This is a genomic window from Nitratireductor basaltis (genome assembly GCF_000733725.1).
Classification (GTDB): Bacteria; Pseudomonadota; Alphaproteobacteria; order Rhizobiales; family Rhizobiaceae; genus Chelativorans; species Chelativorans basaltis.
The window spans coordinates 1-15,315 of the sequence record NZ_JMQM01000001.1 but is presented as its reverse complement, the minus strand read 5'-3'; the positions used below and the strand labels follow the sequence as shown (position 1 = coordinate 15,315).

Here is a 15,315-nt window from a genome sequence, read left to right as displayed (position 1 = left end):
AGTTGCTCATCCCGCCCCCTATGGCAACATGCATGCATACATCTCTCCTCCCACGACGAAAGTTGCCCGGCGATGAAAGGAATTACGCTCGGCAACAAGATGCACGCGGATGTGGCAATCGTCGGCGGTGGATCGGCCGGCGTACTTGTCGCCGCCCGGCTGAGCGAAGATCCCGACCGCACGGTCTTGCTGATCGAGGCCGGCGAAGAAGCAGACGACCCCGATATCTGGAACCCTGCGGCCTGGCCCGCCCTTCAGGGCCGCGCCTACGACTGGAACTATCGGACCGTCCCGCAGGCTGGTACCGCCAACAGGACGCATGACTGGGCTCGCGGGCGCATCGTCGGCGGCTCAAGCTGCCTCCACGCGATGGGCTACATGCGGGGTCACCCGTCTGATTTCGACCCTTGGGTGGAAGCGACCGGTGACACGCGGTGGAGCTGGAACGGGCTTTTGCCAGCATTCGAAGCGAATGAAGACAAGGAGCGCGGGGGTGGGCGAAGAGGGCCACTGACGGTTCATTCGACCCATGATGAAATCAGCCCGCTCACAAAGGCCTTCATCGTCGCGGGCGCCGCCTTGGGCCTTCCGCGCATTGACGGTCACAATGACGGTGAAATGGTCGGGGTGACCCCGAACGCCATGAACATCCGCAATGGCAGGCGTGTCACTGTCGCTGACGCCTGGCTTACTCCGGATGTGCGCGCTCGTCCCAATCTGACAATTCTAACGGGAGGTCGGGCACGCAGAATGGTGATCGGTGCCCATCGTGCGCACTATCTCGAAGTTGTCGCTCGCGAAGGATTGACTCGCATATCCGCCGACAGATTTGTTCTATGTGCGGGTTCCCTCGAGAGCCCCGCGCTATTGATGCGCTCCGGCATCGGACCACGTGAAATTCTGGCTGCAGCAGGCGTGGAATGCCATGTCGATATGCCAGGGGTGGGCCAGAACCTGCAGGATCATCTGCTGGGAGCCGGGAACCTCTACGCCACACGCAGAAATCTCCCGCCCTCGCGCCTTCAGCATTCCGAATCCATGGCCTATATGACCGCCGGCAGTTTTGCCGGAGGGGGAATGCCGGACATCGTTGTCGGCTGCGGCGTCGCGCCAATCGTTTCCGAGTGTTTCCAGGCTCCAGATACCGGCTCTGCCTATTCGCTTCTATTCGGGGTCACGCACCCCACAAGTCGCGGCAGCATTCGTATAAGCGGGCCGGAATTGGACGACCGCCTTGTCATCGACCCGGCATATCTGAAAACCGAGCATGACCGGGCCATGTTTCGCCAGGCTCTCCAGGCCGCGCGCATGCTCGGCCATAGTGACGAACTTGCAGAGTGGAGGGATCGCGAACTGCTCCCAGCCACCTTGGCGAACAAGACAGAGATCGATGAATTCATCGCGAAGGCCGCGATCACGCATCACCATCCGTGCGGCACCTGCAGAATGGGAACGGACGAGATGGCCGTAGTTGGACCAAACCTCCGACTTCGCTCACTCGACAATCTCTACGTGGTGGACGCATCCGTCATGCCCACCCTGACCGCGGGCCCCATTCACGCCGCTGTCCTGGCGATCGCCGAAACATTCGCCCGCGCGATGACCGCGGTCGACTGAATGACAGGGCTGCCAGAACTTTTCCAAACCGGGACGGAGGAATCTTCACATGAGCAGCAAAAGACCGGAATTCGAAGGAGAGCAGTTCGAGAAAGGACTGCAGATTCGCCGTGAGGTTCTGGGTGACAAATATGTCGACCGCTCGATTGCCGCAGCGGATGATATGTCTGCGCCACTGCAGAAATTGATCACGGAGTGGTGCTGGGGCGAAATCTGGAACAGACCAGGTCTCGACCGGCGCATGCGCAGCGTCCTTAACCTGGGCATGATGATGGGCTTGAATCGCTCGGCTGAGTACAAGCTTCATGTCCGCGGCGCGCTCAACAATGGGCTCACGCGTGAGGAAATCGTCGAGACGATATTGCAGGGCGCGATCTATTGCGGCGTTCCAGCCTCGCTCGATGCAATGCGCAGCGCACAGGCGGTCTTCCGGGAGATGGACGAGGCCCAACAGGAAGACAATGGCTGACCAAACCCTTCGCCGGATAACCCGTCCGGATTCGGAAGTGCGGCGGGGTTCTGCGGGCGCTATCAAGACTTTTCTCTCACCAAGCGCGCAGGAACTGCTCCGGTTAGAAGTTTCACACCGAATGGATATGGCCTCTACAACATGTCCGGCAATGTCTGGGAATGGTGCTCGGACCTCTTCCGCGTCCGCTCCCTGACCAGTAGCGCCAAACGACGCAATGCCGCAGCCACAACAGCAAACCAGCGGGTCATGAAAGGAGGCTCCTTCCTCTGCCACCGATCCTATTGCCATCGCTATCGCATATCCGCGAGGACCGCTGCCAGTGCAGATAGCTCGACCAGCCATGTCGGCTTTCGTATCGTCGTGGATCACTAGCGTCAGCGGGCTCCGGTGCAATGTTGCGAAGGGTCCCAAGTACTCTTTGCCACCAGCGCATTAAGTGCACCGGAGGACAATGAGCTAATGAGAACTTTGCTGGACAAATCCGGCAATTCCATCAGCTGCATTATATGAAAAACGTGATTCAAAGACTTTTCGACAGCATCACCGGCACGTAGATCATCCAGGTCTCCGACCTTATCGAAAGCGCGCGTCTACCACCTCCTCGGCCACTTCATCCGACATATCTGCGCCGACGAGCAGCGACATTACCTTATGTCAGCACGCGCAGATCTCTCCAATCTGGGAGAGGCGCGCGCAGATCGGTCTGCATGAAGATCCAGCATGACGACGTTCAAACAAATGAAGGACAAGCGGTGCCTGCAATCCGGTTCGCCGACATCCATTTCAATTTTTTTGCCGTGCCGCATCGCTGGTTTGCGGCATTGATCCTGATGACGCCATGACCTCATCCCAACAGGATTTCGATAGCTTCTACACGCGCCAAATCGAGCCTGCTCTCGAGGAACTCGAAGCGCACAGGAGGAAGCGAATGCGGCTCGTGACCGCTCTCACGCTGCTCGGCGCGGTTGGATTTGCAGCCGTCGCGATCCTGGCCCTGACGGGAGGGCTGCGCGGTTTGCCGGCGCTCGCGGCCTTTGCCATCGGATTTGGTGCGCTGCTGGGTGCGGGCCTAGCCTATCTCGGGCTCACTAACCGCTACAAACAAGTTTTGAACGGCGGCGTCTGCGCCTATCTCGGCTTCGACTACACGCTTAGAGAGTTTGATTTTCCGCTGTCCAGCTTCGCACCCCTCCTGCCCTTCCACAAGAACGCCAGCCTCGAAGATCGGATCAAAGGGCATGTCGACGGCGTGGAGTTGGATCTGTGCGAGGGCAGGTTCTCGAAGAAGGACTCCAAATGGCGCACGCTGATGCTGAGCTACAGCTTCAACAAGCCATTCAAGGGCATAACAACGATTGTTGCGGACACCGACTGGATCGGCAACACGTTGGAACAATACCGCCAGAGCGGCGATCGCGTCCGGCTGGAGGATCCACGATTCGAGGAGCGTTTTGAAGTCTTCGCCTCCGATCAGATCGAGGCTCGCTACCTGCTCACCCCGCGCTTCATGGAGCGGATCGTCGAACTCACCGAACGTCTCAACAATCGGAGCGGCGTATCACTGGCCTTCATCGACAATCGGTTGCTGATTTGCATCCGCATCGGCTCGGCGGCCCGGCGTTTCGAGATCGGCAACGTCTTCCGCCCGGTTCGCGACGGCAGGGAACGTGCCGGCGCCCTCTTGACCGAACTGGGGCTGGTGACCGGCATCATCGACAGCCTCAACATCGGCGCGCGAAATCGGATCCGGTAGCGAAATCGCCTGCCGGAGACCGAAAAGTCCGATGCAGCCTTGAGCCAGAACACTTCCCAAATGGCATGTTGCTCTCCCATTTGGGAGGGGACCGGGAGCCTGTTTCGTGCAGCAATGTTTCCGATGCAAATTCGATCAGGAGATTCAAAATGCTGACCCGCAGGCGCTTCAATCATCTGGCCCTGACCGGGATGGCCGGACTGGTCACCAGCCCGGTATGGGCGCGCGGCACGGCCGGACTGCACCTTGGCTTGCGCGAGGCGAAAGCCTTGGCCGGAAAGGCCGGGAATGAACTGCGGCGCGGCCTGATCTGGAATATCGTCATCCGGTCCGAACTGCAGGGCTCCATATCCGGCAGACTGGGTGTTGGACGGATGGAGCAGGGCCGGGTAACGGATGTTTTCCTGTCAGAACCGTTCAAGATCGCCGTAGGCAGGCAGGCCTTCCCCGGTGACAGCTTCTTTCCGGGAGACAGCTTTTTCCCTCGCGACAGTTTCTTCCCCGGAGACAGTTTCTTTCCCGGTGACAGTTTCGTACCCGGCAAGGAACATCAGGCGACCATCAGGCACTTGAGCTCCAGGGGAATGCAGCGGATGGGAGAACGGAGCGGGCTATTTCTTGCAGCCCTGGATGATCGCGGCGAAGCGCCTTGCACCGGCCTCTACCTCCTCACGATGAAGGGCTGACGCCAGGAGAAACCGATGCCCAGCTCAAGATATCTCATTGCCTCGTCAATCATCGGCGCGCTGGCGCTGGCGGCCGCTGCTGGCGCTTTTGCGTTCAATCGGCAGGACATCGGGAAAAGCGTGCCGGCAGGCGAATTGCTCGTCGTGATCAAAGCCGGTGAAACCGATAACGGCATCTGCCTGCCCGAAGCCCTTGTCTCCGTGAACAAGCAGGAACAGGGTCTCTACGCGCTGTATGGAGAGGCGCGCTACATTGATACGCGCAATGATGAATCGACCCGCCTGCCGCTGCAATGGGTCTTTATGGGCTGGGACGACAACGGCATGTCGAAATCACAGACGACGACCGGGATCAACACTCAAACGCCCTGCACCAGTTTGAAGATCGCCTACAGGATCAAGGAGTGCTGGTACGATCCGTCAAACCGCGAGCCACGGGCATGCCCCAAAATCCATCTGGAAGGCGACGGGTTCGCTGCCATCGTGCTGGACGAGGATCAAAGCCAGTCCCTCCCGCAAGCCGAAAGCGGCGGCTGACCCGGACAGGTTCATCCGCTGCTTTCCAGAACTTCGCTGCTGCCGCAGGACCGCGCCTCCCGCCGCCTTGCGAGCGCCCATGCAACGCCGTAGGTGAACACTGCTGCCGCGAAACCCGCGAAAGCGGCGAAATTCAGGTCGATGCCGACCAGGATCAGGCTGACCGCCACCCCGAGATTGAGTGAAGCGATCGCAGCCGCAGCGCTGAGACGCCGCCACATCAGAGCGGCAAGGACGGCAGGCAGGAAAACCACCAGCGAGCTGAAGGCGGCGATGATCGAATTGAGCAGCGGCCCCATCGCATAGGCCGCAACGGTCAGCGCGGCAAACAGCATCAGGACGGTCAGGCGCAGTTGGCGCAGCGTGTAGCGCGTGCGCTCCAGACTGGTGACCAGCGGCATGACGAACGTGTCCATCGTCGACATGAGCACGGCGATCAGCATCACATCGGCCAGCCATGTCCAGTGCGCCGGCATGGTCACGCGCAGCACGGCGAGGACCTCTTCGCCGGCATGGCCTTTGAGGCCCAGCCAGACAATGCCCATATAGCAGAACAGGCACAGGGGCGCGGCAAGCAGGAACGCCCTGCGCGCAACTGCCGGCTCCCGGGCCGTTGCCATCCTCTGCCAGTTGTCGATGGCAAGCACCGCACTGACCGGTATGAACAACCAGATGCCGACCAGCAGCGGAAACTTGTAGGGTCCAAGATCAAACAGGTTATCGACCTGCGGCATGCCGCCCAGATTTGCAACCGTGAGCACACCGATGCCGACAAGGATGACGGCGGCCTGGAAGACGTCGGTCTCCGTCGCCACGCGATAGCCGCCAATGGCAGTGTAGATCCCCGTGAGGCCGCTCGCCAGGATCAAGGCGACAAGGTTCGAAACGGGCATGATCGTCGTCAGGATCGCCGCGAGCGCCAGAAGCTGCACCGCCGTGCGCAACAGGAAGACGAATGCGGTAGGAGCCCAGATCGCCAATGGGTGGTGCACACCATGCGCCGCCACGATGAGATCGACCAGTCCGTGAACCCCGTACAGCTTTGACCGACGGTGAACCGCAGGCGCGATCGCGGCGCAGATAACCAGACCCAAAGCATATGCGGTCGCCAGCGAAACCCCGAGGATCGGGCTGGCATCCGAAAAGAGCAGGAGCGCGACAAATGTCCCTGCTCCGATATTCCCGCAAACGATCCCCGCAACGGTGGCAAGCGTTCCCGTGCGCCCGGAATTGAAAATGAAGTCGGCCCGCGTCGTATCGCGTGCCCGCACGAGCGCGTAGGCAAGCGGCGCGAAAAGGACGAACACGATCGGTGCGAGTTCGAGAATGTCGGCGGGCGAGTGCATAGTGGATTACGTATCACCCATAGCAGCCAGATCGCCAGCCATTGTTTGTGCCAACCCGGCCTTGTCAGGCTCCCCCGGAGGGATCTTGCCGCTCCCTCATTTGGGGGACGCCCGGGTGCCTGCGGCCCGATACCTCATCTAACCGCGTTGTAAACCAAGCGTATCGGGAGGCATCCAACACCAGGCATGATCGCGATCATTCTCACCATCGCCGCCGTCATACTCATTCTCATCTATCTGCAGAACCGGCTGGCAGCGGCCAGGAATGCAGTGGCAACCGGCTATTCGGGGATCGACGTGCAACTCAAGCGCCGTCACGACCTCGTTCCCGCGCTGGTCGACTCCGTTCGCGGCGCGATGGCGCAGGAGAACCGGATTTTCGACCAGCTTCTTGATGCGCGTCGGACTGCCATGAGTGCACGCAACGACGACATCGAGACCGTTCAACGGGCCGAGGCCGAACTTTCAGTCCTGCTACGCGCCTTCGTCGCCTATTCCGAGGACACGCCCGAGATCGGCACGGCGGGCAATGTGCGCGAGTTGCAGAAGCAACTGGAGGAAACCGAAGACCAGATCAGCGCGGCGCGGCGGCTCTACAATTCCAATGTCGAACGCTACAACACACTGCTAGACGCCATCCCTTCCAACTGGGTCGCCCGCGCCATGCGGCTCGACCGCGCGACACCCTTCGCGCTGGCCGAAGCGGAAGCCGAAGCGGTGCGCACCATGCCTCGGATCGATCTTCCGGGAAGCCGCTCGTGAGTGCACGCCGGCATTGGGATCCGTTCGAGGGCGAAATCGAAGTCGAAACGCCCGAGCTTTCCAGCATCCGCAAGGGGATCGCGCTCCCCCTCTGGCTCAAACGCATCCCCCTCCCCGCGGTGCTGTTCAGCCTTGTCTGGACGATGGCTGCGGGTTTCGGCGGCGGCGGGTTTCCGTTCGTCCCGGTCACCGTCACGACCTTCGCCTTCGGCACGATCTTCCTGATGGAAATACTGGAAAATGCTGACGGCCACCGAACCCGGCGCCGGATCCTCATCGCGCGGGACAGAAACTGGTCCTACACCGGAAAATTCCTGGAATGGCAGATCGAACGAAAGCCTGCGCGGGATTCCGACGGAAATTTCGAGCGCCGTTCGCAACGCGTGAAGCCGCAGCGCCTGAAGACGATCGAGACCGCGATACCCGAACTGACGGTGATGCAGGCCGGCTCCTTCATGGGTGTGCGGCTCGATGGCGAGTTCTGGGGTGAGAGCGTGCAGGACGGTCTGCCCCTATGGGTGGCGCTGGGCGCGATGCAGATGGAAGCCGCGCTCGGTCCGCGCGAAAGACGGCGCGACGCGCGCGGCGGCAGGGGCGGATATGGACAGTTCATTTCCTTGCTCGGGGCCTATCGGATCGGCCGCAAGACCGGCATCCGCGCGATCATCCGGCCCGAAAACATTGCCAACCGGGGGCCCTTCGATCGCGACATCAAGACGGAATCGATACATTTCAACGAGCAATTTCATGTCTCCGGACGCTCCGTGGCCACGGACGGCGAAATGGACGTGTCACGAGAGGTCCTGCAGATCCTGACACCGGCCACGCAAGCAACCCTGCTTGATCTTGCGGTACGCTTCCATACGGTCGGCTTCGTTGTAGTCGACGATGTTCTGTTCTTCATGGCACAGGACAAACTGGTCGGCGAGAACGCCTCCGAAGGCGGGATCGACCGCCTCTTGCCGGGTATTCTGGAAGAATTCGAAGCCGCCAAGCTTTCCATCAAGCGCTACGTCGAATAATCCGCCGATCCACTTCGAACGGACCTTGTCCGCGTCTCCGTGCGGGATGACTGCGAAAGCTTCACTCGAGCCGAGCCCTTTCCTATAGTCGCACGCGGCTGCATGAATGCTGGCTAGGCCATTCAGTCCAAGTTCACGCAAGCGAGGTTAAACAACGACAAAGCTTGGACTTGGTGAATTGGGGTGCGCTGAACGGCTCGGGGGGGAAGGGATATGGACGCGGAATTTCTGGTGGGTGAGGGAAACCAGCCGCTGCTCCTGCGCAGATGGACCGTCGACCCGGGCCGCAGACCAGGACGCGGTCACAGGGCCGTGTTTCTCGGCCATAGCCAACCCACCCATTCGGGGATGCTTGGCGATCTGGGCGGAGCCTTCCGCCAGTTGGGGTGGAATGCCTATTCGGGCGACATACGCGGCCACGGCAGATCCACGGGCAGCAGCAATCCGCTTGGACATCTCGACTACGAGGCCGGTTGGCAGCGCGCAGTTGCCGACATGCGGCTGTTCTACGAGAAAAGCTTTGCGGACATCCCGTGGGAACACCGGCTGATCGTCGTCCCCAACATCACGGCGCTACTGACGCTCGAGGTGCTGAAGACATGGCCGGATCTTGCGCGCCACATCGTGTTGATCTCGCCCCCGCCGAACCAGCGCGCCATCGCCATGTTCGGCAAAACATTTTCGCAGACCCGTTGCAAGCTGGGCTCTCCGGAAGCGCCCGACGAGCAGTCCCTGCATCACCTCTACGCATTTCTCGGCTCGCACCTGAAGGAGCGCCGCCACCCGGCCGATGTCATGAGCAGGGATCGCGCCCTGATCGACGCCATGATCGCCGACCCGCTTGGCTGGCCCACCCCGACGCCCGCCTACTGGTACAATATCTTTTCGGGAATGCTTTCAGCCTGGAAGTGGCCAAAGGGCGCCTCCGTGGTGCCCGGCACGCGGTGCCTGATCCTGTTCGGCGGTGAAGACGCCATGCTGCGCGACGGCGGTTTTCTGCCACCCGTTGAACGGTTCCTCGAACGGGTTGGTTTCGACGACATCGCATCGGCCCGCATCGAGGGCGCACGCTCGGCGCTGTTTCTGGAGGAGAAGCGTTTTGGCATTGCCGAGCGCATCATCCGCTGGGTGGGCGAGGAATGGCATCCAGAGGAAGGACACACCGAGATCGGCGTTGCCGAACTCGCAGCGAAATTGCTGGCGACAACCAGCAGCCCGGGCGCATCCGCGGAGATGAGCCCGGGAGAGCTTGTCGAACTGTGCTACAATGCCATCGACGACGAAAGCAGATGGAACGAGATCATCTATCGCATGATCTACGAGGCTGAACGCTCAGGCGATCTGGCGGAGGCAGCACTGCACAAGCGCATCCTGTCGCTGATGCCGCACTGGGAGCGTTCGTTCACCCTCAACCGGCAGGTGATGATGAACGCCACCCTGGGCGTTCTGCTCCAGTCTGTGATCGAAAGGCTTCAGATCGGTATCGCCATTCTCGACAGCGAGGGGGCGTTGCTTCATTCCAACCGGATTTATCTCGAAGCGCTTTCCAGGCTGTTTCCGGACACCGATTTGCCCATCGTCGGAGAGGGAAGCGCGGGCGCGCTAACGCGCAGGCTCTTGACCGGAGAACGTGCCGCTCCGGCCAGCCATGCGGACCGTCGCGACACCCTCGTCATCCGTGACGACATGCCGGTCGGATTCCGCTTTCGCCCCGACGCGCTCAGGCAGGCAAGCTTGCAACGCAAGGGACCGGCCTCTGTTCTGGTGCTGCGCACCAACCGGGATCGGGAACTTGGAGCGGACGCGCGCGTGGCGCTGGTGGAACTCGCCTACGGGCTGACCGGCAAGGAAGCAGAGATCGCGCTTCTGATCGCCGGCGGCAAATCCCCCGAAGAGGCCGCGGAAACTCTGGGTATCCTCGTCAGCACGGTGCGTGGCCATCTCAAGAAGGCGTTTTCGAAGATGAACGTCCACAGCCAGTCCGAACTCACCTCGCTCCTCCTGTCCGGTCCGCTCGGCTGGCTGGGCTGAGTGTTTCAGGCTCGCATCCCCCGCGGGCTGTTAACGGTTGGGATTTGCCAGATGCGACATGATACGCATCGCATCCATGAGGCTGATTCCGATCTCCGCACAGGCTCCCGGCGTGTTGGTGGCACAGGCAGCGAGCGGCCACTCATAGGAATATTCCGGCAGGCCCAGCCGGTGCACAGCCTGATGTGGCGTCAGGCCCGCGGCAGCCCCCTTGCAGCCGAAACCGGCAGCACATGACCAAAGCGCGTCTTCTTCCTTGCTGAACGCGGCGATTTCGGCCTCGGAAAACCTGTTCTCGAGGGGCGGGCGCCCATCGCCGTCTTGCGCCTCCTCCTCGGTAAAGGACATTTCTGCTTGCCCGTTGGCGTCGTCAGCCACCTCGTCCTCCGAAAAAGACATGGCGTCATGGTCCTCGCCCACTTCCTCTTCGGAGAAGGACATGTCCCCCTCGTCCGCATCGACCGACAGGTCCTCGCCCTGAATCGGATCTTCGGCCTGTGAATCCTCGGTTCCATATTGTTCCAGATAGGTCTTGCGCGCGCCTTCGGCGCTGTCGTGTCCCGTCAGGACAAGCGCTTCGTCCTGCGAGACAGCCAGCCCCTCGCAGCCCAGGCCTGCGGCGCAGGCCAGCGCATCGTGCTCGGCAACCGCCCCCTCGTCGAAGCCCACCGCCTCGCCGCCCGTGCCGTTCTCCTGCATGGCATCCACCCGGTCGAACAGGCTTTCACCTTCCTTGACCACTTCATCCTCGGAAAAAGACATGGCTTCGCGATCTTCGCCCTGAACCTGCTCTTCGGCCTGCGAATCCTGTGTTCCGTACTGCTTCTGATAGGTCTTGCGCGCGGCCTCGGTGCTGTCGTGCCCCGTCAGGACAAGCGCATCGTCTTGCGAAACCGCCAATCCCTCGCAGCCCAGCCCCGCCGCGCAGGCCAGCGCATCGTGCTCGGCAACCGCCCCCTCGTCGAAGCCCACCGCCTCGCCGCCCGTGCCGTCCTCCTGCGCGGCGTCTATCCGGTCGAACAGGCTTTCGCCGCGCTCCACCTCTTCGGCGGTGAAGCTCATGTCGTTCTGAGCCCCGGCTGTGAGGATCATCGTTCCGGCAAGGAGCATCGCAAGCAGAACGGGAAGAAGCGCTCGGCTCGCGGTCATTGCCGGGGAACCTCGATGGCGAAACGGTCGAATTCGAAATGGCTTTCGCCAGGCTGCGCCTTGTGGCCGTGTCCAGCGAGGATGCTGGCCGCGCCAGACAGACGGAGCATGGTGATCGCCTCGGTGTCGAAAGAGAGCGTTTCATCGCCGGGCAACCGCATCGCCAGGCTCGCATTGATTTCGCGGCCACGCCGCTTCAGGCGCAGTTGCGCGCCATTACGGCCCAGCGTTTCGAGAATGGCATCGCCCCGTGCCCGTCCCTCGGCCTCGCACACACCATCGACCCAGGGGCCGCCGAACAGATTGGTATCGAAGGCGGTCTTTTGCGGAGCATCCACGCCGCCCGAAATCCTGGTCAGTTCGAGATGCAGCCGCGTGCCGCAGCCCAACGGTTCGAGCCATATCTGCGCCCCGACCTGATCCTCGGCGGCATTGAAAAGCGAGAGCATCAGCCTTTCGTGCCGGGTCTGCTCAGGCATCTTGAAATCGAGCACCAGATCGAAATCCCCCTCCGGAAGGGGGCGATCCAGTACGAAGCGGTTCGTCGCCTTGGGATTGCTGAAGATCGGCTCCTTGCCGAGCGCTGCCACGAACAGCGTGCCCTCGGGCGTGAACGCCGTGAGTTCATCAATCGCGTCGTCGACGCGCCATGCCGCATCGCGTTCCGGACCGTCAAAACGATCCTCGAAAACGGTTTCCGTCGCGGGTGCTGGATTTTCTGTGGGCGCGGCCGGTGCGTCGCCTTCCGCCTGCCCCACCGCCTCATTGACAGCGGCTGCAAAACTGAGGGCATCGTTGGCCGGATAGTAAGTGCCATTGCCTTGCTCCGCGATGCATTGCAGCGCCGCGTGCTCCTCGTCCTTCAGGTCGAAGCCGACGACGTGGACGCGCGTGTCAATCCCGCTGGCGGCCAGCCGGGCCGCGGCGGCACAGGGGTCGCCGCCGCAGGTTTCCAGTCCGTCCGAGATCAGCAGAACGCTTGAGGATTGACCGGAAGCAGGCATCGCGGCCGCGGCCTTTTCCAATGCACCGGCGATGGGCGTTTTCCCGAGCGGTGAGATGTCCTGAATGGCCGGCACCAGCCGCCCCGTCTCATAATTGGCTACGGGGTAGAGGATTTCGGTATCGGTGCAGTCCCCCTCCCGTCGATGTCCATAGGCCATCAATCCGATATTCATGGCCGGGTTGAGATCGCCGACAATGCCCGACAGGGCCTGCCGCGCAGTGGCGATCTTGGCGACACCGTCGACCTGCCCCCACATCGACCCGGATGCATCGAGAATGATCAGCAGGTTGCGGCCCGCAGGATTGAGGCCATCGCCGGGCAGATCCCCTTCTTCCATCCCCGGAACGACCACAGGATCGGGAACCACAATGCTTTCCTTACCCGGTACGACAATCGGAGCGGAGTCCCCCCCGTTGCCTGGTTCATTGGGATTCCCGCAGGCAAAGGCGCAGGGAATTGGCATCTCGCCATTCCGAAGAGTGATTTCGGGTCCGCCCGCGCCCCTGAGATCAAGACCCAGATCGTAGGCCATGTCGGCAAGCGACCAGTCGCTGGTGAGCGAATGGATGTCCGAAATCTGCCAGGCATTGTCCGGCGGGACTCGCACAAGCGTGTAGAGAAATTTCTGATGCTGGCCGAAATTGTCGAGGTTGACGCGGACCTGCGCCGCCCCGCGCAGGAATGGTGCTTCGGCGTCCGCGAAGACGCGGATATTCGAGACCTCATAGTCCTGTGCGTTATAAACCGGATCGAAGCCGAGCCTGCCCTGCAAACCGTCGACTGCCAGCCCGTCGATCACATAGGGTGCCGCGGCCTTGGCATTGTTGAGCAACCCTTCTTGTCGGGTCTCCAGACCGGTCTTGTGTGCAGCGATGAATTGCTCGACAAGAGCGACGGCTGAACCGATGTCCTGCGCCTGAGCGCTTCCGCCGACTGCCGCCAGCAGCAATATGGACAAGCTGCAAGAAGCGATCCTTAACATACGAAGCATGACCTGAATTCCCAACGTTATGGTGGCCGCTGTCAGCGCGGCGGTGCCGAAATCGAAAAACCGTCGAATTGCGCAACCGATTCGCCCTCGCCCGCCTTTTGCAGTTGTCCCAGCATGAATGCGGGAGCACCGGCGGCGGTAGTGCGGGCAACGTTGCGGGTCGTGGCGGTGAATTTTCCGCCCGGATAATCTCCGAACTCCGGAAGATCGAGTTCTGCCGTCGCGAAATAGCGGAAGCCCCGGCGCGACAGGGTCACGGAGAAGCCCCTCTGGTTAATGCCGCTCAGAATTGTGTCACCGATTTTCCTGTTTCCGCCCGAGCAGTAGTCGGAGAGGATCGGTCCCTTGTCGAACAGGTTGTCGTCGAACTCGCTGGTCAGTGATTTCTCTGCATTGGTGACCGGCTGCCGGTTGACGATCCTGAGGCTCAGATAGGGGCCGCAGCCGCTGGTGTAGACGTGCAAGGTTCCGGCAACGAAACTGGTCGCATCCTCGTAGAGGCCGACCCATACACCTTCCCGTCCGGTCTTCGCTTCAAGCCGCCCCGTCAGCGTCATGTCGAAGTCGCCCTCCGGCGCTGCGCCGAGCCGGAAGATGTTCTCGCTGCCCTCCTTGCGGAAACTGTCGTCGCCGCCCGTGGCGATGGTGTAGATCACACCGCCCTCGACCACGAATTTGTCGGGCGCTTCTCCAACGACAGTCCATTGCGGCCCCAGCGCCGTGCCGTCAAAGGCGTCCTGAAACGGCAGGGATAGCCCCGCGGCTCCGGCTAAACTGGCGCTGGCCGCCGTTGCGCCCTCATCAGCCGCCGCAAGAGCCTGTTGCTGCTCCTTGTCCGGCGGTTGCTTCAAACCAGCTTGCATGGTCCCGCCGGGCGCTGCCTGCGCCGCGTCGGCGCCTACCCGGCCGAAAGACCAGCCATCGCCCCAGATCCGCGTGATCAGCGGCCGGCCTTTCGACTGGACGACCGAGAAGGAAATGAGACGGACCTTGCCCTGGGATTCCACGGCAGCCTCGAAGATTATTTCCCCCGCGGACTGCTTCTCCGCCTTCCGCAGCTCGTAGTCATCCACCGAGCCTTCGCGCGTGCCGGCAAGCGGACGAAAGCCGGCTTCGCCGGATGCTATTGCCTCGATGAGCTCTGGCGCGAGAAAGGCGCGAAAGGACGTCATCACCGGGCCACCACCCTTAAGCCCCGCGCCCTGCTGCTCCATCATGGAACTGATGGTGAAGAGTGACAGGATCACACTCCTGGCGGCAATTTCGTCAGAGACCTGGTTCTGGGCCCCCGCCCCTACCGCCGACACCGTGGCGAGCAACACAGCCACCGCCAACGCGCGAATAAGGCTGTTCATCCTGCTAGTAAGCCGACGGATCATGTCGCGTATTCTCCATCCGTGTCATCGATCGATGACCAGGAGTTACACTGGCGCAAACCGGCTGCCGTCCCTCATATGGGAGAGGAACAGCAGGCGGACCCAGATGCGAGACCGAGCCAGGCGAGCGATCCTTTCCCACCGTAGCAAAGAAGCAGTTCCCACATTCCGCGCGCAGGCAGGCTTGCCGCTCTCGACTATTCCCGAGACCGACTTGTCAGGTCTTCTGAGGCATCACGTGAACTGCCTGAAGTCTTCTCACGTATAAAGAGTCGCGCTGCATTACCGAAAACACTGGTGGCCGGTACTTTGACGCCAGCGACGCGAGCGCGCTCTATGAGCGCAATGATCACCATGCGCTTTTCGAGAAGTTGGAAGCTGGCGCATTTCAGACGGTGGTTGACCGTCTGCGGTTCATGGGACGCGTAAGGAAGGAGCTTGAATCAAAAAAAGCGCTCGTTTGAGCGCTTTTGGAATGATTTGGTTGCGGGGGCAGGATTTGAACCTGCGACCTTCAGGTTATGAGCCTGACGAGCTACCGGGCTGCTCCACCCCGCGTTGACGGCC

General features: G+C 61.5%; 14 protein-coding genes and 1 tRNA gene. 10 read left to right on the top strand and 5 right to left on the bottom strand.

The features are described 5' to 3' along the window. Positions 1-72 precede the first annotated feature (72 nt). The 7 genes from EL18_RS00065 (at position 73) to EL18_RS00045 (ending at position 5,065) form a co-directional block, all read left to right on the top strand. On the top strand, positions 73-1,617 hold the full coding sequence (locus tag EL18_RS00065) for a GMC family oxidoreductase (protein WP_036478492.1): 1,545 nt from the start codon (positions 73-75) through the stop codon (positions 1,615-1,617). 49 nt (positions 1,618-1,666) lie between these two features. Next, a complete protein-coding gene (locus EL18_RS00060; RefSeq protein WP_036478491.1) occupies positions 1,667-2,086 on the top strand; it encodes a carboxymuconolactone decarboxylase family protein in 420 nt (139 codons plus the stop codon). Positions 2,087-2,227: 141 nt separating this feature from the next. Next, on the top strand, positions 2,228-2,461 hold the full coding sequence (locus EL18_RS17430) for a formylglycine-generating enzyme family protein (protein ID WP_425277128.1): 234 nt from the start codon (positions 2,228-2,230) through the stop codon (positions 2,459-2,461). A gap of 335 nt (positions 2,462-2,796) precedes the next feature. Beyond that, complete coding sequence (locus tag EL18_RS18255) at positions 2,797-2,931, top strand: hypothetical protein (RefSeq protein ID WP_280113651.1); 135 nt, start codon at positions 2,797-2,799, stop codon at positions 2,929-2,931. A gap of 86 nt (positions 2,932-3,017) precedes the next feature. Then, positions 3,018-3,842, top strand: coding sequence for a DUF3137 domain-containing protein (locus EL18_RS17180; RefSeq protein ID WP_051913615.1), 825 nt, complete (start codon positions 3,018-3,020; stop codon positions 3,840-3,842). 149 nt (positions 3,843-3,991) lie between these two features. Continuing rightward, on the top strand, positions 3,992-4,528 hold the full coding sequence (locus EL18_RS00050) for a hypothetical protein (RefSeq protein WP_036478490.1): 537 nt from the start codon (positions 3,992-3,994) through the stop codon (positions 4,526-4,528). Positions 4,529-4,543: 15 nt separating this feature from the next. After that, positions 4,544-5,065 (top strand): hypothetical protein, encoded by a 522-nt coding sequence (locus EL18_RS00045; protein WP_036478489.1) that lies wholly within the window; start codon positions 4,544-4,546, stop codon positions 5,063-5,065. Positions 5,066-5,076: 11 nt separating this feature from the next. On the opposite strand, the gene EL18_RS00040 is transcribed toward EL18_RS00045, so the two are convergent. Then, the gene (locus tag EL18_RS00040) at positions 5,077-6,411 is read right to left on the bottom strand and encodes a sodium:solute symporter family transporter (protein WP_036478487.1); all 1,335 of its coding nucleotides are present in this window, start codon (positions 6,409-6,411) and stop codon (positions 5,077-5,079) included. A 186-nt stretch (positions 6,412-6,597) separates the two neighbouring features. Here EL18_RS00040 and EL18_RS00035 point away from each other — a divergent pair, with 186 nt between their 5' ends. From EL18_RS00035 to EL18_RS00025, 3 genes are all read left to right on the top strand, one after another. Then, a complete protein-coding gene (locus EL18_RS00035; RefSeq protein WP_051913614.1) occupies positions 6,598-7,173 on the top strand; it encodes a LemA family protein in 576 nt (191 codons plus the stop codon). After that, on the top strand, positions 7,170-8,195 hold the full coding sequence (locus tag EL18_RS00030) for a hypothetical protein (protein ID WP_036478485.1): 1,026 nt from the start codon (positions 7,170-7,172) through the stop codon (positions 8,193-8,195). The genes EL18_RS00035 and EL18_RS00030 overlap by 4 nt, the downstream gene beginning before the upstream one ends. 213 nt (positions 8,196-8,408) lie before the next feature. Then, on the top strand, positions 8,409-10,226 hold the full coding sequence (locus EL18_RS00025; RefSeq protein ID WP_036478483.1) for a serine aminopeptidase domain-containing protein: 1,818 nt from the start codon (positions 8,409-8,411) through the stop codon (positions 10,224-10,226). 30 nt (positions 10,227-10,256) lie between these two features. On the opposite strand, the gene EL18_RS00020 is transcribed toward EL18_RS00025, so the two are convergent. The 4 genes from EL18_RS00020 to EL18_RS00005 all read right to left on the bottom strand — a co-directional run bounded on the left by EL18_RS00020 (position 10,257) and on the right by EL18_RS00005 (position 15,306). Then, positions 10,257-11,375 (bottom strand): hypothetical protein, encoded by a 1,119-nt coding sequence (locus EL18_RS00020; RefSeq protein WP_036478480.1) that lies wholly within the window; start codon positions 11,373-11,375, stop codon positions 10,257-10,259. Further along, positions 11,372-13,339 (bottom strand): vWA domain-containing protein, encoded by a 1,968-nt coding sequence (locus tag EL18_RS17175; protein ID WP_161781951.1) that lies wholly within the window; start codon positions 13,337-13,339, stop codon positions 11,372-11,374. Before EL18_RS17175 ends, EL18_RS00020 begins: the two co-directional genes overlap by 4 nt. A gap of 65 nt (positions 13,340-13,404) precedes the next feature. After that, entirely contained in the window at positions 13,405-14,727 is a 1,323-nt protein-coding gene (locus EL18_RS00010) for a hypothetical protein (protein WP_036478477.1), read from the bottom strand. Between the two features lie 502 nt (positions 14,728-15,229). After that, positions 15,230-15,306: transfer RNA gene (locus EL18_RS00005), tRNA-Met, on the bottom strand. Positions 15,307-15,315 lie beyond the last annotated feature (9 nt).

Coding starts and splice junctions, on each gene's coding strand:
- EL18_RS17180 (WP_051913615.1), top strand. CDS start 3,018: ATGCGGCTCGTGACCGCTCTCACGCTGCTCGGCGCGGTTGGATTTGCA.
- EL18_RS00040 (WP_036478487.1), bottom strand. CDS start 6,411: ATGCACTCGCCCGCCGACATTCTCGAACTCGCACCGATCGTGTTCGTC.
- EL18_RS00025 (WP_036478483.1), top strand. CDS start 8,409: ATGGACGCGGAATTTCTGGTGGGTGAGGGAAACCAGCCGCTGCTCCTG.
- EL18_RS00065 (WP_036478492.1), top strand. CDS start 73: ATGAAAGGAATTACGCTCGGCAACAAGATGCACGCGGATGTGGCAATC.
- EL18_RS00050 (WP_036478490.1), top strand. CDS start 3,992: ATGCTGACCCGCAGGCGCTTCAATCATCTGGCCCTGACCGGGATGGCC.
- EL18_RS00045 (WP_036478489.1), top strand. CDS start 4,544: ATGCCCAGCTCAAGATATCTCATTGCCTCGTCAATCATCGGCGCGCTG.
- EL18_RS18255 (WP_280113651.1), top strand. CDS start 2,797: ATGAAGATCCAGCATGACGACGTTCAAACAAATGAAGGACAAGCGGTG.
- EL18_RS00060 (WP_036478491.1), top strand. CDS start 1,667: ATGAGCAGCAAAAGACCGGAATTCGAAGGAGAGCAGTTCGAGAAAGGA.
- EL18_RS17430 (WP_425277128.1), top strand. CDS start 2,228: ATGTCCGGCAATGTCTGGGAATGGTGCTCGGACCTCTTCCGCGTCCGC.
- EL18_RS00035 (WP_051913614.1), top strand. CDS start 6,598: ATGATCGCGATCATTCTCACCATCGCCGCCGTCATACTCATTCTCATC.
- EL18_RS00010 (WP_036478477.1), bottom strand. CDS start 14,727: ATGAACAGCCTTATTCGCGCGTTGGCGGTGGCTGTGTTGCTCGCCACG.
- EL18_RS00020 (WP_036478480.1), bottom strand. CDS start 11,375: ATGACCGCGAGCCGAGCGCTTCTTCCCGTTCTGCTTGCGATGCTCCTT.